Source organism: Bacillus sp. JNUCC-21, from assembly GCF_041222765.1.
GTDB classification, from domain to species: Bacteria; Bacillota; Bacilli; order Bacillales; family Bacillaceae; genus Bacillus; species Bacillus velezensis.
The window spans coordinates 1,555,255-1,577,702 of the sequence record NZ_CP166019.1 but is presented as its reverse complement, the minus strand read 5'-3'; the positions used below and the strand labels follow the sequence as shown (position 1 = coordinate 1,577,702).

Annotated in this window: 16 protein-coding genes, 1 pseudogene and 1 riboswitch; all 17 genes and pseudogenes read right to left on the bottom strand. The window is 46.8% G+C overall.

All coding sequences use genetic code 11. The annotated features are described in order from the left end of the window. Positions 1-3: 3 nt before the first annotated feature. The 17 genes and pseudogenes from pgeF to JNUCC21_RS08005 all read right to left on the bottom strand — a co-directional run bounded on the left by pgeF (position 4) and on the right by JNUCC21_RS08005 (position 22,291). Positions 4-840: a peptidoglycan editing factor PgeF gene (gene pgeF, locus JNUCC21_RS08085; RefSeq protein WP_369878727.1), complete on the bottom strand. Its 837-nt coding sequence runs from the start codon at positions 838-840 to the stop codon at positions 4-6. Between the two features lie 154 nt (positions 841-994). Continuing rightward, positions 995-1,246: a YlmC/YmxH family sporulation protein gene (locus JNUCC21_RS08080; protein ID WP_003154415.1), complete on the bottom strand. Its 252-nt coding sequence runs from the start codon at positions 1,244-1,246 to the stop codon at positions 995-997. Between the two features lie 60 nt (positions 1,247-1,306). Further along, positions 1,307-2,586, bottom strand: a pseudogene (locus JNUCC21_RS08075) (acetylornithine deacetylase). 76 nt (positions 2,587-2,662) lie between these two features. Then, positions 2,663-2,768: riboswitch (TPP riboswitch) on the bottom strand. Between the two features lie 4 nt (positions 2,769-2,772). After that, the gene (locus JNUCC21_RS08070) at positions 2,773-3,570 is read right to left on the bottom strand and encodes an ABC transporter ATP-binding protein (RefSeq protein ID WP_072589078.1); all 798 of its coding nucleotides are present in this window, start codon (positions 3,568-3,570) and stop codon (positions 2,773-2,775) included. A gap of 128 nt (positions 3,571-3,698) precedes the next feature. Beyond that, on the bottom strand, positions 3,699-4,481 hold the full coding sequence (gene sigG / locus JNUCC21_RS08065; RefSeq protein ID WP_003154420.1) for an RNA polymerase sporulation sigma factor SigG: 783 nt from the start codon (positions 4,479-4,481) through the stop codon (positions 3,699-3,701). 140 nt (positions 4,482-4,621) lie between these two features. Next, positions 4,622-5,341, bottom strand: coding sequence for an RNA polymerase sporulation sigma factor SigE (gene sigE / locus JNUCC21_RS08060; RefSeq protein WP_150941202.1), 720 nt, complete (start codon positions 5,339-5,341; stop codon positions 4,622-4,624). A gap of 57 nt (positions 5,342-5,398) precedes the next feature. Continuing rightward, positions 5,399-6,328 carry a sigma-E processing peptidase SpoIIGA gene (gene spoIIGA, locus JNUCC21_RS08055; protein WP_150941201.1) on the bottom strand — a complete coding sequence of 310 codons (930 nt, stop codon included), beginning with the start codon at positions 6,326-6,328 and terminating at the stop codon, positions 5,399-5,401. A 216-nt stretch (positions 6,329-6,544) separates the two neighbouring features. Continuing rightward, positions 6,545-10,840: a S8 family serine peptidase gene (locus JNUCC21_RS08050; RefSeq protein WP_369878726.1), complete on the bottom strand. Its 4,296-nt coding sequence runs from the start codon at positions 10,838-10,840 to the stop codon at positions 6,545-6,547. 272 nt (positions 10,841-11,112) lie between these two features. Further along, on the bottom strand, positions 11,113-12,261 hold the full coding sequence (ftsZ, locus tag JNUCC21_RS08045; RefSeq protein WP_044801395.1) for a cell division protein FtsZ: 1,149 nt from the start codon (positions 12,259-12,261) through the stop codon (positions 11,113-11,115). A gap of 35 nt (positions 12,262-12,296) precedes the next feature. Then, positions 12,297-13,610, bottom strand: coding sequence for a cell division protein FtsA (gene ftsA, locus JNUCC21_RS08040; protein WP_007611286.1), 1,314 nt, complete (start codon positions 13,608-13,610; stop codon positions 12,297-12,299). A 549-nt stretch (positions 13,611-14,159) separates the two neighbouring features. Further along, positions 14,160-14,948: a cell division protein FtsQ/DivIB gene (locus JNUCC21_RS08035; protein WP_007409710.1), complete on the bottom strand. Its 789-nt coding sequence runs from the start codon at positions 14,946-14,948 to the stop codon at positions 14,160-14,162. A 128-nt stretch (positions 14,949-15,076) separates the two neighbouring features. Next, positions 15,077-15,988, bottom strand: a complete 912-nt coding sequence (gene murB / locus JNUCC21_RS08030; protein ID WP_015388267.1) for a UDP-N-acetylmuramate dehydrogenase — start codon at positions 15,986-15,988, stop codon at positions 15,077-15,079. Positions 15,989-16,013: 25 nt separating this feature from the next. Beyond that, positions 16,014-17,105: an undecaprenyldiphospho-muramoylpentapeptide beta-N-acetylglucosaminyltransferase gene (murG, locus tag JNUCC21_RS08025; RefSeq protein ID WP_369878725.1), complete on the bottom strand. Its 1,092-nt coding sequence runs from the start codon at positions 17,103-17,105 to the stop codon at positions 16,014-16,016. A gap of 116 nt (positions 17,106-17,221) precedes the next feature. Continuing rightward, the gene (gene spoVE, locus JNUCC21_RS08020; RefSeq protein ID WP_015239818.1) at positions 17,222-18,322 is read right to left on the bottom strand and encodes a stage V sporulation protein E; all 1,101 of its coding nucleotides are present in this window, start codon (positions 18,320-18,322) and stop codon (positions 17,222-17,224) included. Between the two features lie 58 nt (positions 18,323-18,380). Beyond that, positions 18,381-19,736, bottom strand: coding sequence for a UDP-N-acetylmuramoyl-L-alanine--D-glutamate ligase (gene murD / locus JNUCC21_RS08015; RefSeq protein WP_015417422.1), 1,356 nt, complete (start codon positions 19,734-19,736; stop codon positions 18,381-18,383). Further along, a complete protein-coding gene (gene mraY, locus JNUCC21_RS08010; protein ID WP_007409707.1) occupies positions 19,737-20,711 on the bottom strand; it encodes a phospho-N-acetylmuramoyl-pentapeptide-transferase in 975 nt (324 codons plus the stop codon). It abuts the gene before it with no gap. A gap of 107 nt (positions 20,712-20,818) precedes the next feature. Further along, complete coding sequence (locus tag JNUCC21_RS08005; RefSeq protein WP_094031690.1) at positions 20,819-22,291, bottom strand: UDP-N-acetylmuramoyl-L-alanyl-D-glutamate--2,6-diaminopimelate ligase; 1,473 nt, start codon at positions 22,289-22,291, stop codon at positions 20,819-20,821. Positions 22,292-22,448 lie beyond the last annotated feature (157 nt).

The following is a 22,448-nucleotide window of genomic DNA, read 5'->3' as shown; positions in this document are numbered from 1 at the left end:
ATCTTACGCCTCCTTCATTCCGATAAAGGACATCATGCGTCCCGTTTTCCCTTTGTCGCGGCGGTGTGAAAAGAATAGTTCACGCTCTTGTTCGGTGCATAAACCGCTGACTGAAATGTTTTCTTCCGGAATGCCGCAATGTATCAGAAGAAGACGGTTGACCTCTTTTAAATCAAGCTGATACTGGCCTTTTTCCGTTTCGCATATGGCGGATTCAGCCGTAAAAGGCAGCGCCCGCACTTCATTGATGACGCGGTCGTCGACTGTATAGCTTCCCGCGCTGATGGACGGACCGATGACAGCCTGAATATCTGTTAAACGGGAGCCTTCTTCGTTTACCCAGCGTTCCGTCATGATGCGTCCGATTTGTTTGACCGTCCCCTTCCATCCGGCATGGGCAGCGCCGATAATGGATTTCACCGGGTCATAAAAATACAAGGGCACACAGTCCGCAAAACAAAGGGCCAAAAAAAGATTCGCATCTTTCGTGTAGAGCCCGTCCGTCCCGCGGAATGCGGAAGAATAGTCTCTCGCTCCTTTTCCTTTATCCCCGGCTGTCACGCGCCGGACGCGGTTTTCATGTGTCTGGTCGGCGAACACCCAGGAATCCAGATCAGTACCGCATAAGGACGCTATGACTTCACGGTTTGTCACAACATCATGAGCTTCGTCCCGGACGTGCAATCCGGTATTTAATGACTCATACGGAGGATTGCTGACCCCGCCGTTTTTCGTTGTGAATCCGGCGATGACCTTTGTGTTAAGCTGATTCACACAGTTCCAGTCTTCTATCATGAGTGCCGAGGGGGTGGTAAGACTAAACGGGTGATATGTATTCATGGAGATCCAACCTTTCGACAAACATTAAAAAAGCGTAATTTCCCACTCATTTTAACACAATTTTAAGCATACGTTTAGCGGCTGATTGAAAAATGAGATAAATAAATGTGCCGGAAACATTGAGATTTCCGGCTTTTTACAAGTAAAGGGAGGATTACGCTCCCCCCTTTGGTTCGTTTACACGCACTAAGATGACATCTTCCCCAATTTTAACTATATTTCGCCAAGGAATGATCATTTCCTCTTCTTTTCCGAAAAAACCGAGAACTTTTCCGCTGCCGCCTAAAATAATCGCCTGAATTTTTCCCGTTGTCACGTTAATATCAATATCACCGATGCTTCCGAGTTTTTTTCCGTTCGACACGTTTACCACATCTTTTATTTGAAATTCAGATATGCTGATCATCCGTATCACGCCCTTTGCCCGTTCTTTTTCCTATTATATGAACGGCCGGGCTGAACCTTGTCACATCGGGCAATCTTTTTTGCGGCTGCACCAGCCGAGGATAAATCTCAGCATAATTTTCGTATAGTCCATAAGCTCATCAACGGACACTTCCTCGTTTACGGAGTGGGCGTTTTTTAAATCGCCGGGACCGTATATGACGCTCGGAATCCCGGCATGATAAAGCCACCCTCCGTCAGTTACGGTTTGGGAAACATCAATGACGGGCTCCTGTTTTCTGACGGCTGAGTGTGATGCAGCCAAGACAGAAACTGCCGGATGATCCGGGTCGATTTCCAGCGCCGGGAACACCTCTCCTCTGTCTTCAATCATCGAAGATCCGCCCCATTTGAACACCGGCCTGTTTTCTTTGAGCCACAGATCACTGTCAGCGACACGATTAATATAGTCTTCGATTTCTGCGGCTGCTTGTTCGTGCGTTTCGTTCGGATAAAAGTGGACGGTGATCCATAACCGGCATTCATCGGCGACAAACGCTGCGTGTCTTCCGCCTTCAATGACGGCAGGGTTGATCGTATTGGTGCCGGGCGCAAAACCGGGATAGCTTTTCGTTACCGCCCAGTGGCGCTCCAGCTCTCCCAAGGCAGTGATGATTTTCGCCATTTTTTCGATGGCGCTCGCTCCGAATGTGCCTCCGCCCGCATGAATCATATTGCGCCTCATGCCGTCATGAAATGTTTGTTTGCTTTTCAATTCTATCCAGCCGGTGATGACTCCGCCCTGCCCTTGAATATGCAGGCTGCTCGTATCGCGACAACGGCAAAATCCGCGTGATAGCCGCGTTTACAGCATTCCAGCGTCCCCGCCTCACCGACTTCTTCTCCGATTACAGACTGTACAATGAGGTCGCCCGGAAGCTTAATGCCGGCATCATGGATCAGCTTCAGAGAGAAAAGAACACACGCCAAACCCCCTTTCATATCAGCGGCGCCCCTTCCGATCAGCATGCCGTCTTTTACGTGCGGCTGAAACGGGTCAGAGTGCCAGTCTTCGCCCCCGGCTTCTGCCACATCAATGTGTCCGTTTAAAATCAGGCTTTGATGCCTGCTTGAATCTGTCCCTTTTAAAACACCGACTACATTCGGATCTTCCGGATACACATCCCACATATCGACCGAGCAGCCCGTTTCTTTTAAAAATCCGGCCACCCACTTTTGGGCTTCTGCCGTATTTCTTGCTGGCGGGGCCGGAGTGGGAAAAGCTATCAGTCTTTCAGCAATATGTATGAAGTCGTGCCGCCGTTTCTCCGCCTGGTGTAACAGCATATCAATCTGATGCATTGGAAATCTCCCCTTTGGCTGTATCAAAAAACCCGTTTCATTCATGAAATGAAACGGGTAAAAAACGGATCTTCCTCCGCTTTTTTCACCGCTTCCCTCCGCCGGCATGATCCGGATCAGGTCCGTTAAGGGTTGAGACAAACGTCTCTCTCAGCCGCATGGCAGCACCCCCAGGGTGAATTTATGTTATTTTACAGATGATGCCTCTTTTGCACGGGTTAAAAGCGGGCGGCCATTGTTCCATAAGACATTGACAGGCATATCGAAAAACGCTGTAAGCCGCTCGTCAGAAAGCATGTCCCTGATTTTCCCGGAGGCGAACACCTCGCCTTGTTTTAAAAGAAGCGCCTGATCAAATACCGGCAGAATTTCTTCAGCGTGATGGGTGACATAAAGGATGGACGGCGCATTTTCTTTTTCGGCGATCGACGTAATCGTGTCCAGCAGCTGCTCCCTTGCCATAAAATCAAGACCCGTCACGGGTTCGTCCAAAATCAGCAGTTCCGGATCAGCCATAAGCGCCCGCGCAATCAGCGCTCTTTGTCTCTCCCCTTGTGATAATGTTTCATACCGTCTGTCGGCGTAACCGATGGCGCCCAAATCCTTCAGAAGTCCGATCGCTTTTTCCCTTACCTGCTCACTCGGAGTTTCGTACAGCCCGATTGAGGCGTACGCGCCGCTGAGGGCGATTTCAAAAGCGGAGTCCGCGGCATATAATTTGTGCTGAAGACCTGCCGAAACAAGGCCGATTTTCCTTCTGAGCCTGTCACCGAGCTCTGTTTTGCCGAATTGGTGGCCGAGCACCTGCATCTCTCCTGAAGTGGGGAAGTAATAAGAGCATAACATATTCAGCAAAGCCGTTTTTCCGGCTCCGTTTAATCCGTACAGCACCCAATTTTCGTTTTTCTCGACGCGCCAGTTGATATCTTTCAAAATCCATTTCCCGTTTCTTTTTAATGACACACTGTCCAGCTGTAAAATCATTGCAGTTTCCCCCGTTTACTTTGTTTAAATTTTCTAAAAACTTTTACACATTAGAATACATCACTTTTTTGCAAACGTAAACCATCGCATGAAAAAAGCCTTTAAACAAGGTTTAAAGGCTTTTTCCGTTATTGATGGATATTCTTATTCATTTGTTTAATGGCTGCTTTTTCAAGCCTTGAGACCTGAGCTTGGGATATGCCGATTTCTTCAGCGACTTCCATTTGGGTTTTCCCTTGGAAAAAGCGCTTTCGCAAAATCATTTTTTCCCGTTCGTTCAGTCTTCTCATGCCTTCTTTCAGAGCGAGCTCCTCAATCCATTGTGTATCCTTATTGCGCTCATCGCTGATCTGGTCCATCACGTAAATCGGATCGCCGCCGTCATTATAAATCGGCTCAAACAGTGAAACCGGATCCTGGATGGCGTCAAGGGCAAACACAATTTCTTCATGGGGCACTTCAAGAACTTTGGCGATTTCCTCTGCTGTCGGCTCCCTGCTTGTCTCACTGATTAACCGCTCTCTTACTTGAAGCGCTTTATATGCGATATCGCGAAGCGACCTCGAGACGCGGATCGGATTATTATCCCGCAAATATCTGCGGATTTCTCCGATGATCATCGGTACAGCGTATGTTGAAAACTTAACATTATGGCTTAGGTCAAAATTATCAATGGATTTCATTAGTCCGATGCAGCCGACCTGAAATAAGTCATCAACATACTCTCCTCTGTTGTTAAACCTCTGAATGACGCTTAAGACAAGGCGCAGATTGCCGTTTACAAGCTTTTCCCTCGCTGAATCATCGCCCTCATCCTGTAATTGCCTAAACAGCTTTCTCATCTCTTCATTCTTGAGCACCGGTAATTTGGAGGTATCCACCCCGCAAATTTCGACTTTATTTCTTGACACGTTTTTCCCTCCCACTAGGAGCTGCTGTACAACGTTAAGTATCTCCTCGGGTGGGAAAAATATGCACCGCCATTTTACAGAAATAAACATCCGGCTGCGGCAATCCTTGCAGCAGTAAGGGCTGTCAGATGGAAAAAATTTTACACCATTTTGTTAAACTCTTTTCTCAGTCTTTTGATAATCCGCTTTTCGAGCCGGGAGATATAAGATTGTGAAATCCCCATCATGTCGGCTACATCTTTTTGTGTTTTTTCTTCTTCTCCGACAAGCCCGAAACGCAGTTCCATAATCTGCTTTTCTCTTTCGTTTAATTGCTCAAGCGCTTTTTTCAAAAGTTTTTTATCCACATTGGCTTCAATGTCTTTTGTAATAATATCATCATCTGTGCCGAGCACATCCGAAAGCAGCAGCTCGTTTCCGTCCCAATCAATATTCAGCGGTTCATCAAAGGACACCTCTGAACGGATTTTGTTGTTTCGGCGCAAGTACATTAAAATTTCGTTTTCGATACATCGCGACGCGTAGGTGGCGAGTTTGATTTTCTTTTCCGGATTAAAAGTGTTTACCGCTTTGATCAAACCGATGGTGCCGATGCTGATTAAGTCCTCGATATTGATGCCGGTATTTTCGAATTTGCGGGCAATGTAAACGACAAGACGTAAGTTTCTCTCAATCAGAATGGCCCGCGCCGCCTGATCCCCGCTCGGCAGCTTTAATAAGAGCATCTGCTCCTCTTCTTTAGACAAAGGCGGCGGCAGCGCCTCGCTTCCTCCTATGTAATACACTTCATCGCTTTTCAGTCCGAGTTTCATCAGCCATTTATACCACAAATATGTCAGACGCAGCTTAAGTTTTTTCATCTTCCTCCCCCTTCTAAATACAACGCGTTTTGAGTATGATGAATAACAGACTTTTCGTCAGGAAACATGTTTTACAGCCTTCCCTGTCAGCATCTTCGGATGGACGATTCCGTCAAATTCACCGTCTGCGGATAATGGTTTCGAGCTGATGCCGATCAGGCATTTTTCACAAGCGATCATTTCGTCTTTTGTTAAAATCGTGACGTAATCCGGCTTTAAACAGAGTAAAAATTGATTGTCCTGGCCGACGCCCCTGTACGGAATCAGCCTCAGCTTATCCGCATGGCGGAACGAATCATCAAGCTGCTCTATCACTTCAAGCGGACTGGCGGATTTGATGAGGGCCGTTTCCTTTTCGCTGAGAATCGGAGCGAATTTGTCAATGTGAAGGATCATGACCGGCGTTTTCGTCAGCGGATCATACAGCTGATTCCCGGAATCCACCAATCCTTTCGCGCGGATTGTCTGTCCGCTGAATTCCGCCTGCACCATGACAAGTTCATCGTACTGAATGGACTTCGTCTCGATGTCTTCAATTCTCTTTTTCGAAAAAAACCATATGGCCGGAAATCCGATAACTACAAACATCCAGCTGATCGGGTCGCCGAATCCGGTCTGGCTTGTGACCATTACGCCTTGCTGCACAATTGATTCTGTCTGCAGCAGGGAATGTACGCCGATCATTCCCCCGCCGACGAGAAAAGTCGCGAAATAAAAGGCGAACAAATTTTGAAAAAAGTATCGGAACCGTTTAAAGCCAAAAGCCGCAAGCACGATGACTACTGAAAACGCCATTTTTCCCGCCGGATGCTCCACAAAGGGAGAAACAGGCGTAAACATCAGAAGCACAATGGCTGACCCGATGAAACCGCCGGCGGCCACTCTTCTTTTTTTTACCTGGCGTTTTAAAATAAAGGCGGTCAATAAAAGCAAAAGAGAATCAAAACAAAAGTTCAACAGCCAAATGACATCCAGATAGATTTTCACATCTGACCCCTTTCCTCTTTTGTCTTACATATCTGTTTCTCTCTCTTGTTTCATAAGTATAAAGCAAGCTCTGTGGGAAAGTCTGTCAATTAATGTTGAGGGTAAAGTACAATTTTTAAGGGATAACCGTTTTATTTGTCGAGGGCCGAAAGGGTTGCTTTCCTATTGTCCGCTTCAACTAAAAAAGCGCTGCCGTGATCTGGCAGCGCTCTGTTTTTACTCATTGATATAAAGTTTTCCTTTAGCCGTCTGTCTCGTTTCATTTCCGTAGTCATCTCTAGCGATAACGTCAATTTTTGCTCCGCTTGCTTTGACGGAAGAAGTCGCCGTCCAGTAACCCTCATATCGTCCCGGAGAAATTTCTCTCAGCGGAAGCTCTGTTGCGTTTTGGTTCCCTGCCCGGGCGTTTGTCAGAGGCAGACGGATAACGAAGGAAGCGTCTAATTTCTTTCCGCTTGAAAAAGCGATTTTCACTGATTCTCCGGCTTTTAATTCCTTATCCGCTCCGGGAACCAATCCGGAAATGACGGGAGCATTGTAATTGACATCGATCACCGTCTTTTTCGTTGTTTTGTTACCCGCTTCATCTGAGGCCGTGACCTTGATCTCATTGCTGCCGTTTTCCAGGAGGGTTCTCGCTTGATAAGAACCGTTATTTACTTCAGCTTTTTTTCCGTTCACCTTTACCCATTTTAAATGGGCGTCGTGCACTTTTCCTTTTACGGTCACTGTTTCTTTATTTGTTTTATCACCGTTTGCCGGACTGTCAATCGTCACATCCGGCTTATCCTCATCCAGTATGACCGTGACAGGGCGTGACTCATCGGTTGACCCGCTGTCTGTCACAGATGCCGCCGTCAGCCGATTGGCATCTTTAGTGAGTGTGACGCCGGCCTGGAAATTGCCTTCTGCATCTGCTTTCGTTTCTGCGGCGATTTTACCGTTATTGGTAAGACGGACAGCGGTTTTTGGTGAAGCCGTTCCTTTCACCGTGATTGACTTCTTGTTTGTAAATGACCGGTCTTCAGGCGACGTTATGTCAGGCACAGAAGCTTCGTAGTCGACCAAAGCCCTGATCATAAAGTTTCCGTCTGATTTATCGGTTTTAGACCAGCGGCCGTCAAGGTATTGCCAGTTTCTGTTCGAGTACGGACTGCCGTCATCAGATGACAGGGCAGGTGTATAAGGGTCAGGTTTCGTCTGGCGGAACACAAGATAAAAATCCTTCCCGACCGCGATTCCTTTTGAGCTGAGATCCACTTTGGTCCATTCTCCGTTTCGAAGCGCTTCAGCTTGGAACGGGCCGGCAATTTTGCTGCCCGGAGCGCCGTCAGGGCCGGATGCATCATATACTTCTGCTTGAAATTCGGTACCTCCCGGATCAGGCCAGTCTGCGCCCCAAAATTTAAAAAGGCCTCCCGTCAGCATACCGTGTCCTTTTCCGTCTTTAAGCGTCATCTTAACGGCAGATTTGCTGCCGGCTTTAAAATATGACAGCGCGGCTTCTTCTGTCCCGTTATCATAGGCAATTTCCCCTTCATAACCGATATACGGCTTAAGCTTGACGTTTTTTTCAGCATCCCCTTTGATGTCAACAGAAAATTCGCTATTGTAATAGCCTTTTGCCGCTACTTTGATTGTGTAGGAGCCTTCGTACGCCTTAAGCGAATATTCCCCTTTATCGTTTGTCACCGCCGGTTCAATTGCGGCATCCTCGGCCACATAAAGCGCAGCCCCTTTTACCGGTTTGCCTGTTGACTGATTGGTGATGGTTCCTTTTAGCGTGCCGGACGGCATTTGCTCCAGTGTAAAGTCCGCCTGTGCGGTTTTGTCTGATTGAATAGAAACTTGTTTAGAAGCGGACTTAAATCCGTAAGACTCGGCTTTCAGCGTATAGCTTCCCGCCTTATGCGACAGGCTGTAGCTTCCGCTTGCAGGGTCGGAATATACGGATTTCCCCGTCTCGGCGACACTGATTTGCGCTCTGAGCGGCAGGAGGTTTGTTTCACGTTTTACTCTTTTTCCGGGTGATTTCACTGCTGGTTTGGCCTGTTTCGGACTGACAGCTTTTTTCTTCAGGTGGCCGGGAGGTGTTTGTCTATTGTGTTTACTTTTTTTAGCCGCCTTGCCGAGAGAGCTGCTTGAAAGCCGGACATCATCGATATACCATCCGTCTTCATTCAGTACTTCGTCTGACTGCATATTAAACATGAGTTTTATGTTTTGGCCTTTATACGCAGATAAATCTGCCTCTTCATCGTTCCATCCTGCGGAGTCACCATTGTAAACGGCCGCCTGCTCCCAATTTGATTTTCCTTCCGGAAGAACGAACACATACCCGTAATCAAAAAATTCTTCGAGCTTGTGCCAGCTTTTAAATTGCAAAAACAGCCGTCCTGTTTCCGGAACTTGAATCGGAGGCATCACCAAATTCATGTTGGCTGAATCTGCATAAGGGCCGGACAGATTCGTCGCATACACTTTATCTCCGGAAAATGCTGCGCCGGGTCCTGAACTCGGATTCCCCCATTCCCATTGGTCATGTGTCCCGTAACTGGACCAGCCCGCCGGCTGTGATTCAAAATCCTCTTTGTATCCCGCCGTAATGCTCGGTTTCACGTCAGCCCGGTACGTATCAGATTCTACAGAGTGACCTCCGAAATCTTTTATGGTCCATTTATAACTTATCTTGCTTCCCGTTACATCCGGAATTTCCGCCTGGTATGTTCCCTTTTTTTCATCACCGCTTTTTTGAATGGCGGCTGTCGTTTTCCACTCTCCTTCATCAACCTGATAGGAAAGGATGACTTCAGTTACGCTTACATCGTCTTCTGCTGTAACCGTTAACGGAAGGTTTGCCCCTTTGTAAGCCACTGAGACCGGTTCATGATGAAAGCTGGGCGGATTGTGATCTTCGCCCGCAGAAGAGACCTTGCCTTCTACGCTTCCGATTCCGTCCGTTACGGCAGAAACGGCATCAAAAGCGTTAACGAGGCCGTGGCCGTAACCGTTATTCGGTGATTCCGGAAAAACGGAATCTGTCAGCTTTTCCGCGGTGCGCGTCAAAACGTCTTCCATTTCATCGACCGTAATAGAGGCGTTCGCCTGCCTTAACAAAGCCGCCGTCGCCGCCACATGCGGCCCGGCCATTGAAGTTCCGTCCCAGCCGCCTTCGTATGTTCCTCCAGGAATCGAAGAACGGATATTCACTCCCGGAGCCGAAATGTCCGGTTTTGTTTCATGATACGGTGAGGGGCCTTGAAGTGAGAAATCAGCGAGTTTCTTGTCGATGTCAGTCGCACCTGTCGCAAATGCTTCAGGATAATTGGCCGGATTTGCAATTGAACCCGGTCCTCCCGGTGTAAATAAGTCTTCATTTCCCGCAGAGAATTCCGGAAAAATCCCTGCCGCTCTCCACGCATTCACCATATCGCGGTACCACTCGTCCATTCCCGAACCGCCTGCCCAGGAATTATTGACAACATCCGGCGCCATCTCGGGATGCGGCGTGCCGTTTTTATCTTTAGGCGCGAGCACCCATTCACCGGCATCCAAAATATCGGCATCAGTTCCTCCGTCATCTGAAAATGCTTTTACTGCGATCCATTTCGCCCCCGGAGCCACACCGATTTGATTTGAGCCGTCAGGTTCTGAACCCGTCATGGTCCCTGTTACATGAGTGCCGTGTTCAAGATCATCGTAGGGAGCGTCTTTATGGGACACGGCATCATACCAGTTCATTTCATGATTCGGCGCTGCGGGATTTTCAGGATCGTAACCCCGGTATTTTTCCTTTAGCGCCGGATGATCCCACTGAACTCCCGTATCAATGGAGGCGACAACCGTGCCGGTTCCGTCGTATCCTGAGGCCCAGGCCTGCGGCGCATCAATTTGGCTGATATTCCATTCGATGCCTTCCTTTGCTTTGATCTCTTTTTGTTTTTTCTTCATTTGAAAAGGAGCTTTTGATTGTCGTTGATTAAGCTGACGTTTTTCATTCGGAAGAACTTTTTCTACTTCAGGAAATGAGGCGGCTTTTTCCATTACCTCTTTCGAAGCAGTGACTGCCATTCCGTTGACAATATAATAGGAATGGATGTGATCAGCCTTGCCTTTCTTTTTTTGTTTTTCCAAATATGTTTTCAGATTCTGCTGCGCTTCATGAGCCGCCAGTTTTAAAGAAGAAACGACGGCTGACCGCTTTTGATATTCGGTTTTTGCTACGGAAAGCGATTGAGACTTGGCGTTTTTTTCTGCTTCTTTGACCGCTTTTTTCGTATTGGCTTTCTCTTTAAATTTGATAAGAAACGTGACTTTATCATTTTTTTCAAAACGCTTCTTAACTGAATCGGAAATCTTATGCTGAATGCTCTTAGAGGAAGAAAGATCTTTGGTGAAAGAAACTGCCCCCGGTGTGCTGTTCGCTCCGGCTGCACCCGGAAACAACAGGGAACTGACGACAATCGCGCTTAAAACGGAGCCTGTCAATCTGTTTCTCGTTTTTTTCTTCAATCGTATCCCCCCTTATTTGGTAACGCCCTATAAAATATGTATCCCTCCTTCATAATTGGAATCGTTTGTCATTTTCGATGCTGTACGTTAAATGTAGACAATCTTCCATCCAGATATTGTCACATTCTGTAGAAAACCGTATGAAACTAAAAAACAATCAATTCGTCATAGGTATAAAGTTGCTTTTTTCACTGTGTAGATTACGGGGATAGGAAGGAAGACTGTGCACAAAAGAAAAAGGACAAAACCATGTGGTCTTGTCCTTTTTTACATCAGCCGCGTTTGTTGCGGTTTCTTAAAAATGTAGGAATGTCGAGGGCATCATCCGCCGGCTGTGATGTATGGCGGTTCACCGTGTTTTGATGCTGTGTTTCTTCTCGTTTCGGCTCACGTTTCGCAGCGTTTTGGCCTTGAGACTTCAATCCTTGGTTTAAAGTCGGACGCTGCGGTTTTGAGTCATCTTTTTCCTGTTCGATAAAACCGGTCGCAATAACGGTGACGACGATTTCATCTTTCAGATTTTCATTGATAACTGAACCGAAAATCATGTTGACATCAGGGTCAGATGCAGAAGCGACGATGTCGGCTGCTTCCTGCACTTCGTAGAGGCTCAGGTTTGTACCTCCCGTAATGTTCATCAAAACACCTTGCGCTCCGTCGATTGCCGCTTCCAGTAACGGACTGGAGATCGCCTTTTTGGCGGCTTCAGCAGCACGGCTTTCGCCCGTAGCGATCCCGATACCCATCAATGCTGAACCTTTGTTGGACATGATGGTTTTGACATCGGCAAAGTCCAAGTTGATTAAACCAGGCGTCGCGATGAGGTCAGAGATACCTTGCACCCCTTGGCGAAGCACGTTATCAGCTTCACGGAATGCTTCAAGCATCGGTGTGTTTTTATCGACAATTTCAAGAATGCGGTCATTCGGAATAACGATCAGTGTGTCAACGGCTTCTTTCATTGCCGTGATACCGCCTGCAGCCTGCAGCTGGCGTTTTCTTCCTTCAAATGTAAACGGTCTTGTTACGACACCGACAGTCAAAGCGCCTAAGTCCTTTGCGATTTGCGCGATAACCGGTGCGGCTCCCGTTCCGGTACCGCCTCCCATTCCGGCTGTAACGAACACCATGTCAGCGCCTTTTAGCGCTTCTTCGATTTGTTCCTTACTTTCTTCAGCGGCTTTTTTGCCGACTTCCGGATTCGCTCCCGCTCCGAGACCGCGGGTCAGCTTTTCCCCGATCTGCATTTTCACTTCCGCTTTTGACAGGTTAAGAGCTTGCGCGTCCGTGTTTACCGCAATGTACTCTACACCCTGCACTTCATTTTCAATCATTCGGTTGACCGCGTTATTACCGCCGCCTCCTACTCCGATTACTTTAATTGATGCTAAGCCGTCTATGTTTGTTTCGAAATCCAACATGCTAAATCCTCCTAATCTGCCGAATGACTATCAATCTATTCCCAAAACATGCTTAATAGTTTTTTCATTTTGCTCGGTTTGTTGTGTTCGGCTTGTGTTTTTTGTTTTGCTTTTGGACGCTGCTGCGCCTCTGGCCGCTGATGATGTTCTTCTTCGTGAGAGACCGCGATTTCCTGCACGGCTTCTTCCGGCATATGAAAGCCTATTTTTCTTCCCTGAATTCTGGCATTTCGGCAGGCAAATTGTATCAAGCCGACACCCGTCATATACTGAGGGTCTCTTACACCGATATAATTCGGGCTTGCGACCCTTACATTGTGCCTCAGCACTTCCTGTGCCAATGAAAGCACTCCGGGCATTGCGGCCTGTCCGCCGGTCAGCACAAAGCCGCCGGGCAGATCTGTAATTCCCATATGCTCAATTTCGGATGCGGCAATCTCAAGAATCTCTTCCACTCTTGCTTCAATAATATTGGCAATTTCCTGCTGTGTAAAAGATTGCTTTTGATTCGTTCCTATGACGGTGACTTCAAATACTTCATCTTCTGAAGCCTCATCGTAGAATGCATGTCCGAATTGTTTTTTTACTCTTTCAGCCTCTTCGGTGGAAGTGCGCAATCCGATCGATACATCTTTCGTGATGTTTTCGCCTCCGAGCGGAATGACGGCTGTCTCCTTCAGGTGCCCCTGTTCAAATACCGCCACCGTCGTCGAGCCGCCGCCGATATCAATCATGGCGACTCCGAGGTTTTTTTCGTCTTTTGACAAAGCCGCCGAACCGGCCGCAAGCGGCTGCAGGCAGATATCAGTAATTTCAACGCCCGCTCTCTCCACACAGCGAAGTAAATTATGTAAGATCGTTTTGGAGCCGGTAATCAGCGTGCCTTCTACTTCCAGGCGCACGCCGAGCATTTTTTTCGGATCGGTAATTTCGTCTCTTCCGTCAACGATAAACTGTTTAGGAACGACGTCAACGATCAGCTGCTCATGCGGAACTGACACGACCTGTGCCGCTTCCATTACCCTGCGGACGTCTTCAACGTGAATTTCTTTGTTTTCACTGGAAACAGCGACAACGCCGTTCGTATCTTGAATATGAATATAATTTCCATTAACGCCGACAATGGCTTTTTTCAGCGGAAAACCTACCATTCTTTCAGCTTGGTCAAACGCTTTTCTTATAGAATGAACGGTTTCATCTATATCAACGATTGAGCCTTTTTTCAACCCTTCAGACGGTACATTTCCCACTCCGATAATGTTAAGGGAATCATCTGTCATTTCTCCGACGATCACTTTTGTATTGGACGTACCGATGTCAAGACTGACGTAAAGTTCATTGTTGTTCATTCTATGGCACCTCCTCACATTTCGATCAAATTCTATTCTATTATTTGCGGAACAACAATACAATGAATGTGGCTTTACAAGTGTGTAACAAAAACAACAGCATCAACAAATTCTTATCTGATTTCTCACAATTTATGTTTAATGAAACTATTCGTTATATTCTATGTATATCCTCTTTTATATCGCATTTTTTTTATTTTTTTTAGAGACGGCCCACCTTACCGTAAGATTTCTTGTCACGGTGTCATACTGTGCAATCCAGATGCAAATATATCCGCTTTCCCTTAGTCTACACTAAGATGAACCTCCAGAAAAGCTATAGATATTGCCAGAAACATCCGAAAAAAGAAGAAACAGGAGGAAAATTCCAAATGTAATGCTCACTGCAGAAGACACGCCCATTGCATTGAGAATTTTCCGCTTGTCCGGCAGCCATATCCCGGGCAAAAACAAACATAGTCATAATGATTCCGCTATCGGTTATATCGGCTGCCCCGCTGATTGTAATAGATTCTTTTGAACCGCCTTTAAATTAGTTCTTTAGAACTATTAATCATTTTCTTTTTTCTTGCCGGATTTACCTTTGTTAAATTCTTCAAAATACGTAGCGACTTCTAAGTGGATAATCCCCTTTTTCCCGCCATCCAGCTGGGAAACGATAGAAGGATAGGTCTTCATCCGGCCGGCAAACGTTTTAATAGAAGCGGTAACTACATACCCGTCGTTCATATACAGCTTGATCCGGTCCTGATCCATTTTTACCGGTGTATAATAGATTTCAGAAATCGACTGCTTAAGCGAACCGGAAAGCTTATCAAGCTGCTCCGCCATTTTGACCCGCTTTTTCGCGTTTGTCCAGTCAACCAAAATCGGGCCCGCGTCATCCGGCGTGACTTCGTTCGGCAGCACAGTGCCGTTTTCGAGCACTTCATAATACACATCATGTCGCTGCAGATACGCGATCGTCTTGTATTCTTCAATGTGAATGCTGACTTTGTTAGGAAATACTTTTGAAAGTTCCGCCTTTTTCACCAGCTTATTCTGCTCAATCTTTTCTTCTGTTTGTTTCTTGTTCAGACTCCAGAACTCGGTTTGTCCGTTATGTATATCAGAAAGCGCGTTGATCTCTTTTACAGACACGTTTTCGTTTCCGGAAACGGTGACAGAAGACACTTTGCTGATCGGCATCTGCAAGTACACGATGATCAGCACCATCATAAAAAAGAGCACAATGAATGAAATCAGCCGGCGGTTTGCTTTTTGTTTCCGCTGCTCTTTGATTTTCGGAATCCGCTCTTCAATATTTACGATTTTTTCTCTTTCATGATTTGGGTTCACTGCCTGTCCACCTCACTAAGAATGAAACAGCTTGACATTCGTCTGATTGAAAAACAAACGGCATGCTGTGATGCCGTTTGACATTTGTTAAAAGTATATCACATGAGCTCATGTAATCAGAGAACCTTTTAACGATTCCCTCCGATGATTTCAACTTCTGTATGCATGTCAACATCATACTGCTCACGGATTGTCTTTTTCACATATTCAATCAGGTCGAGAACGTCCTTGGCAGTCGCTCCGCCGGCATTGACGATAAAATTCCCGTGCATTTCGGACACTTTCGCTCCGCCGATCTGATGTCCTTTTAATCCCGCTTTTTCAACGAGGTTTCCGGCATGATTCGGCAGCGGATTTCTGAATATGCTTCCGGCGCATGGGCTTGAATACGGCTGCGTATTTTTTCTGTAATCTTTGTTCTGCTGCATTTGCGCCGTAATGGCTTCCCGTTCCTTTTGCTCAAGCTGAAGAACTGCCTCGAGACAGACACCGGGGCGTTTTTTCTGTAAAACAGACGTTCTGTAGCTGAAATCCATCTCTTCGTTCGTCAGCCATTCGATTGTGCCGTCTTCAAATAAGATACGGGCTTTCACAAGAATCTCACTCATATCAGATCCGTGCGCCCCGGCATTCATATAGACGGCTCCGCCGATTGATCCGGGAATGCCCGCTGCAAATTCGAGACCGGACATTCCTTTTTTACTCATGGAAGTCGCAAGCCGGACGACCGAATAGCCGCCTCCGACCGTCACCTGATCGCCGTCAATCTCCAAATGATCCAGACCCGCGCCCAGTTTGATGACAACTCCTCTTATGCCTTCATCAAGCACGAGCAGATTTGAACCGCGGCCGATAACCGTCCATGGCAGATCATGTTTCTTCACAATATCCATAATATCTTTGACCGCTTCCACACGGTTGGGGATGATCAAAATGTCCGCCGGACCGCCGATTTTCATCGTTGTATGGTTCGCGAGCGGTTCTTGTTCCAGCACTTTGCCGACTTCGCGGTCTCTTAATTCCTGAATTACGTTCTCCATCATAAACCTCCGCATTCCATTTGCTCTATTTTTTTATGTCTTCCATGATACTGTACAGTCTGGCTGCCGCATCCGGAACACCGAGTGATTTTGTCCGCTCACTCATGTCTTTTAAGGTTTCTTCATTCATGACGATTTTGTCCAGCGCAGCGATCAGTTTTTCTCCGCTGAGCTCGGTTTCCTTCAGTACGATTGCAGCGTCATGCTGGCTGATCGCCTTCGCATTGACTTCCTGGTGATTGGCTGTCACATACGGGCTCGGAATAAGCACGCTCGGAATGCCGAGAGCGGTGATCTCCGCAATCGTCGTCGCTCCGGCTCTGGCCACAATGACATCAATTGATTGTAAGTACTCCGGCATTTGGTGCAAAAACGGTTTTGTCACCATATTATCAGCGGCTTTTCCGCCTTTCAGCTCAGCCGTTACCTTCTCGTAATGTACTTCCCCGGTAATATAAAGCACTTGGTAAGGTCTCGTTTTCAATTCTTCCTGCATATCTATAACGGCACGGTTAATGGGAGCCGCGCCTCTGCTTCCGCCGAAAATGAGCACCGTTTTTTGATTGTCTTTCAGCCCGAACTCAGTTAATGAGCGGCCTGTCTTAATTGAGACGACTTCAGAGGCTCTCGGGTTTCCCGTAAACACAACTTTTTCAGCAGGAAAATGCGATTTTGCCTCTTCAAAGCAAATTGCTACCTTATTAACATATTTCGAGAGAAACTTATTTGTGATGCCGGGCAGGCTGTTTTGCTCATGAATGATCGTCGGAATTCCCATTTTTGCCGCCGCGTATACGACCGGACCGCATACATAGCCGCCTGTACCGATAACGGCATCTGGTTTAAACTCTTTTAAATATGATTTGCTTTTCTTCACGCCTTTTAAGAAGCGCATGACGGTTTTTACATTTTCAAAAGAAAGTTTTCGTTTGAAACCTGTAATTTCAATGGCGCGGAACGGAATATTTTCCCGTTCAACAATTTTTTTCTCAAGACCGTTCTCTGTTCCGATATACAAAAATTCCACATCCGGATGCCGGCGCTGAACTTCTTTAATAAAGGCCAGGGCCGGATAAATATGTCCTCCGGTTCCGCCTCCGCTTACTGCAATACGCATTCGTATGTCCCCCTTAATCACATAGCGATAACCCTGTTTTTTAGGACAGGGTTATTGATGTTGTCTGTTTTTTTATAGATAACGAATAAATCATGAGTGATGAGGTAAGATACAGATCAATACCTCGAGTACCGGCTGACATTTAAAAGCACGCCGACCGCTGCGAGCATCAGCGTCAGTGATGAGCCTCCGTAGCTTAAAAACGGCAGCGTAATTCCTGTTACCGGGATCAGCCCCGTCACAACGCCGATATTAATCATGACTTGAATAGCTATCATAGAAATAATACCGATAGCGACAAAGCTTCCGTATAAATCCGGCGCGCCGAGGGCAATTCTGACGCCCCGCCATAATAAAATAGTGAACAGCAGCAATATGAGCGAACCGCCGATAAAGCCGAGTTCCTCAGATAAAATAGCAAAAATGAAATCGGTTTGCGGCTCCGGCAGGTAAAAAAACTTTTGCCGGCTTTGGCCGAGCCCCATCCCGAACAGTCCGCCCGGACCTACGGCATAGAGCGACTGAATGATCTGAAATCCGCTTCCAAGCGGATCCTCCCACGGGTTTAAGTAAGAGGTAATCCGTTTAATCCGATAAGGAGCGGACAGAACTAGTGCCGCAAATCCGCTTAAACCGATGAGTCCGAGGAACGCAAAATGAGCGATTCGCGCACCGGAAACAAAAATCATCACGATGCACGTGCCCACCATTACCGTCCCCGTTCCCAGGTCTGGCTGGCACATAATAATAATAAATGCAGAAAACACGATTCCGAGCGCGGGAACGAATCCGCGTCTGAATGACGTAATATTCTTCTGTTTTTCAGAAAGAAATTTAGCCAGAAACGCAATCATCGCCAGTTTCATAAACTCCGAAGGCTGAATGCTGAACGCTCCCACTCCGATCCAGCTTCTTGAACCGTTCCGCACCATTCCGACTCCCGGAATCAGCACAAGCACAAGCAGAAAAAAACAAATGATCAGAAGCAGCTTCGACCATGTGCGCCATGTCCAATAATCCACATTCATAATGAAAAACATGGCAATGACGCCGATCCCCGCAAACAGCAGCTGCCGTTTCGCGAAGAAAAACGAGTCGTCAAATTTATAATCCGCCCATACCGCACTTGCACTGTAGACCATAATTAATCCTATTGTTAAAAGCAATAACGTAATGATAACTAATAACAAATCAGGCGCTGTTTTTTTAGTAGTCAAAGCAATCGACACCCCAAGCATAAGTCATTTAGGGCTGCCGATGAACAGAGACAAGCCCTTACTTAAGCATATGCACGGCATCTATAAACATGTCACCGCGTTCTTCAAATGTTTTGAACTGATCCCAGCTTGCACACGCGGGTGACAAGAGGATGACGTCTCCTTCATTTGAGAGCGCAAACGCCGCAGATACTGCTTGTTCAACATTATCGACACGTTTGACATGTTGTATTCCCAGCTCATTGCCCAGTTTTTCTATCTTCGGCGCTGTCTGTCCGAACGTCAGGACCGCTTTGACATTGTCCATATACGGTTTCAGGTCGTCAAAACCGTTGCCGCGGTCCAGTCCGCCTGCAAGCAGAATAACCGGTGCTTTGAACGCGGAGAGCGCTTTGCTTGTGGCCAAAATATTCGTCGCTTTGCTGTCATTATAAAATCTACGATTCTGGATCGCAGTTACATACTGCAGACGGTGTTTGACACCGGTAAAGCTTGTCAGCACCTTCTGAATCGCTTTATTAGACGCGCCCGCCGTTTTTGCCGCGGCTACAGCGGCTAAAATATTTTCTAAATTGTGCGCGCCCGGCAGTACGATGTCATCAACAGGCAGAATCGCTTCATCGCCGAACATCAGCATTCCGTCTTTAATGAATGCGCCGCTTGACAGTTCCTGGTGGACTGAAAACGGAACGGTGCCGGCTTTTCCGCTTTCGGCAAGCCGCACGACTGTTTCATCGCTTTGATTGACGATGGCCGTATCACTCTCAAGCTGATGAAGATACACGTTCTGCTTGGCTTTTTCATAGTTTTCACGGCTGTGATGGTAATCCAAATGAGCGTCGAACACATTTAAAATCAGGCCGATTTCAGGTCTGAACGCATGAGTCCCCATCAGCTGGAACGAAGAAAGCTCTGTGACGATCCATTCATCACCGTCAGCATGATAAGCCACTTCACTGGCGACAGTGCCGATATTCCCTGCGATCAGCGCCTTTATCGAGTCAGCTTTCAGCATTTCATAAATCAGGGTCGTCGTTGTTGTTTTCCCGTTTGAACCTGTAATGCCGATGAATTTTGCATTGGTGATATAATACGCAAGCTCGATTTCCGTCCAGACCGGGATGCCTCTTCTTTGCGCTTCCTCCACCATGATATTTTCATACGGGATTCCGGGATTTTTGATCAGAATGGTAATGTGATGCTGATCAAAAAGTGACGTCGGATGCTCACCGCAGATGACTTCAATTCCTCTTTCTGCAAGCCTTTGGGCAGGTTCGTTCTCTTCAAAGGCTTTTTGATCATTCACGACGACGTTAATGCCTTTTTCATGAAGAATCGACGCAGCCGCATATCCGCTTTTCGCCAGTCCGAGGACCAGAAAGTTTTGTTTTTGCAAAAAAAGTTCGTTTTCCACTTATAACCACACCTCGATGTAAATTCCTAAAACGGCAAGCAGCAGTCCCGCAGTCCAGAATGTGACGACAACTCTCCATTCAGACCATCCGACCAATTCGTAATGGTGGTGAAGCGGACTCATCTTAAAGATTCGTTTTCCTGTCGTTTTAAAGCTGATGACTTGTAAGATAACAGATAAGGTCTCAATAACAAATACTCCGCCGATAATGACGAGCAGAATTTCAAGCTTCGTCAGAATGGCAACGGTCACGATCGCTCCTCCGAGCGCAAGCGAACCGGTATCCCCCATAAATACCTTGGCGGGATGGGCGTTGAATACAAGAAAACCGAGAACGGCGCCGACAACGGCAACCGAGAAAATCGCAACGTCATATTGTGACTGGTTCCACGCAAGGATGGCGAAAGCGCCGAATGCGATAGCCGCGGTACCGGACAAGAGACCGTCCAGACCGTCTGTCAGGTTGACGGCATTTGAACCTCCGACAAGCATAAAGAGAACGAGGATAAAGTATCCCCAGCCGAGATCGATTGACAGATGTGTGCCCGGCACCCTGATGCCGGTTGAAAAATGGCAATAATGATATACTCCGTAAAATACTATGGCAATAATGATCTGGCCGATCAATTTCTGCTTCGACGTCAATCCGAGATTCCGTTTCATTACTACTTTAATATAGTCATCCAGAAAGCCGAGCAGGCCGTATCCGATCGTGACAAACAGCAGAAGAAACATTTCCGCGCTCAGATGCGAAAATTTCTGCGTCATGACAATCGCCGTAATGGCGATGGATACAATAATCATGACCCCGCCCATCGTCGGCGTCCCTGATTTTTTCATATGTGATTTCGGCCCCTCTTCCCTGATACTTTGGCCGAATTTTAAACGTCTTAAAAACGGGATAAGAATCGGAGATATCAGAACACTGATTAAAAATCCCATTATTATTGTAAATAAAATCACTTGCTCAAGCATTGCTCTTTTCTCCTCCCGTTTCGTTCAAACGACATACGTATTTATCATATTCACATTGTGTCCCCGTAATTCTTTTCATTTCCCTCATTCTAACACTCTTTCCTGTTTTACTTTTTATTCAGCTCAACAATAGCTCTTCCCGCTACTTCGGCGTCATCAAAGTCGAATGTTTCATTGCCGATCTGCTGATAGGTTTCATGCCCTTTCCCGGCAATCAGAACCACATCTCCCTTTTTCGCGTTGGCAATGGCAAAAAAGATAGCCTGCTCGCGATTTGCGATACTGTGATAGTAAGTGCCTTCTACCCCTCTTTCCATATCTCTTAATATGGCCAGCGGGTCCTCGCTTCTCGGGTTATCTGAAGTGAAAATCGGTTCGTCGGCAATCCGCACCGCAATTTCCGCCATTTTCGGGCGTTTCGTTTTGTCCCGGTCACCGCCGCAGCCGACGACGACGAAAAGCTTGCCCTCTGTCATGTCTTTGCATGTATTCAGGACGTTTTCCAGACTGTCAGGCGTGTGCGCGTAATCGACGACCACAGGAAACGGCTGATTGTGATTCACCAGTTCAAACCGGCCTCTGACACCTTGCAGCTCTTCAAGAGCGCTTGTGATCGTATCAAACGGCAGACCCGCTGCGATCGCTGTCGCCGCTGCAGCCAGTACGTTATACACGTTGAAGCGGCCGACGAGTGAAACTGTGATCTGCTTTGTTCCTTTTGGCGTAACAAGTTCAAAGCTTGTGCCTTGCGCAGAGATCTCGATTTGTTTCGCCATGACATCGGCATCATTCTCGATTCCGTATGTAAGGATGTGCGCCGCCGTCACTTTTTCAAAATAAGCACTGGCTTTGTCATCTGCGTTTAAAACGGCCCGCTTCGGCTTTTCGTGATTAAAGGAGCCGCCCAGCTGGGAAAACAGGAGGCTTTTAGCCTGTCTGTAGTCTTCCATCGTCTTGTGATAATCTAAATGGTCCTGCGTCAGGTTCGTGAATACGGCGATATCATAATCGCAGCCGTGAACCCTGCCGAGTGACAGAGCGTGAGAAGACACTTCCATAATAGCTGTGTCAACATGCTCATCATTCATTTTCTTGAACGTTTTTTGCAGTGTGACGCTTTCGGGCGTTGTATTTTTGACCGGGAATGTCTCATCCCCGATTTTAATGTACATCGTTCCGATTAAACCGGTCTGTCTTCCCGCTTTTTTGAAAATCTCATCAACCATGTGCGTCGTTGATGTTTTGCCGTTTGTGCCGGTGATGCCGATAAGCTGAAGCTGCTTTGTCGGCTGCCCGTAAAACGCGTCAGAAAGAACGCTGAGCGCCCGCTGTGACCGGCGGACAATAATGACAGGAACATCGACGTCAAGCTCTTTCTCGGCAACGATGGCCGCTGCGCCGTTTTCTGCGGCTTTTTGGGCAAAATCATGTCCGTCTACCGTATACCCTTTTATACACACAAAAAGACTCCCTTTTCTCACTTCCCTGGAGTCCATCTCAATTGAAGTTATGTCAGGGTCTTGAAAGTCATTTTGAACAGGTTCGGCCATTAAATATGTAAGCAGCTTTGTAAGTTTCATTGTATCAAACCTCTCAGAAATTCTATTCATTCTTTTATCATGATAACCGTTTATAAAAGTCAGAATGGCTTTTAAACATACAGTTCATATTTTAGCGTAAATAAAAGGATACATCCAGTTAATCTTAAAAGTTATCTTCTTTTTTTCTCTTTATGAT

Bases quoted from the DNA above. Each gene is read 5' to 3' on its own strand.
- murB (WP_015388267.1), bottom strand. From the start codon at position 15,988: ATGGAGAACGTAATTCAGGAATTAAGAGACCGCGAAGTCGGCAAAGTG.
- ftsZ (WP_044801395.1), bottom strand. From the start codon at position 12,261: ATGTTGGATTTCGAAACAAACATAGACGGCTTAGCATCAATTAAAGTA.
- JNUCC21_RS08070 (WP_072589078.1), bottom strand. From the start codon at position 3,570: ATGATTTTACAGCTGGACAGTGTGTCATTAAAAAGAAACGGGAAATGG.
- ftsA (WP_007611286.1), bottom strand. From the start codon at position 13,610: ATGAACAACAATGAACTTTACGTCAGTCTTGACATCGGTACGTCCAAT.
- JNUCC21_RS08005 (WP_094031690.1), bottom strand. From the start codon at position 22,291: ATGAAACTTACAAAGCTGCTTACATATTTAATGGCCGAACCTGTTCAA.
- murG (WP_369878725.1), bottom strand. From the start codon at position 17,105: ATGCGTATTGCAGTAAGCGGAGGCGGAACCGGAGGACATATTTATCCG.
- pgeF (WP_369878727.1), bottom strand. From the start codon at position 840: ATGAATACATATCACCCGTTTAGTCTTACCACCCCCTCGGCACTCATG.
- mraY (WP_007409707.1), bottom strand. From the start codon at position 20,711: ATGCTTGAGCAAGTGATTTTATTTACAATAATAATGGGATTTTTAATC.
- sigE (WP_150941202.1), bottom strand. From the start codon at position 5,341: ATGAAAAAACTTAAGCTGCGTCTGACATATTTGTGGTATAAATGGCTG.
- JNUCC21_RS08080 (WP_003154415.1), bottom strand. From the start codon at position 1,246: ATGATCAGCATATCTGAATTTCAAATAAAAGATGTGGTAAACGTGTCG.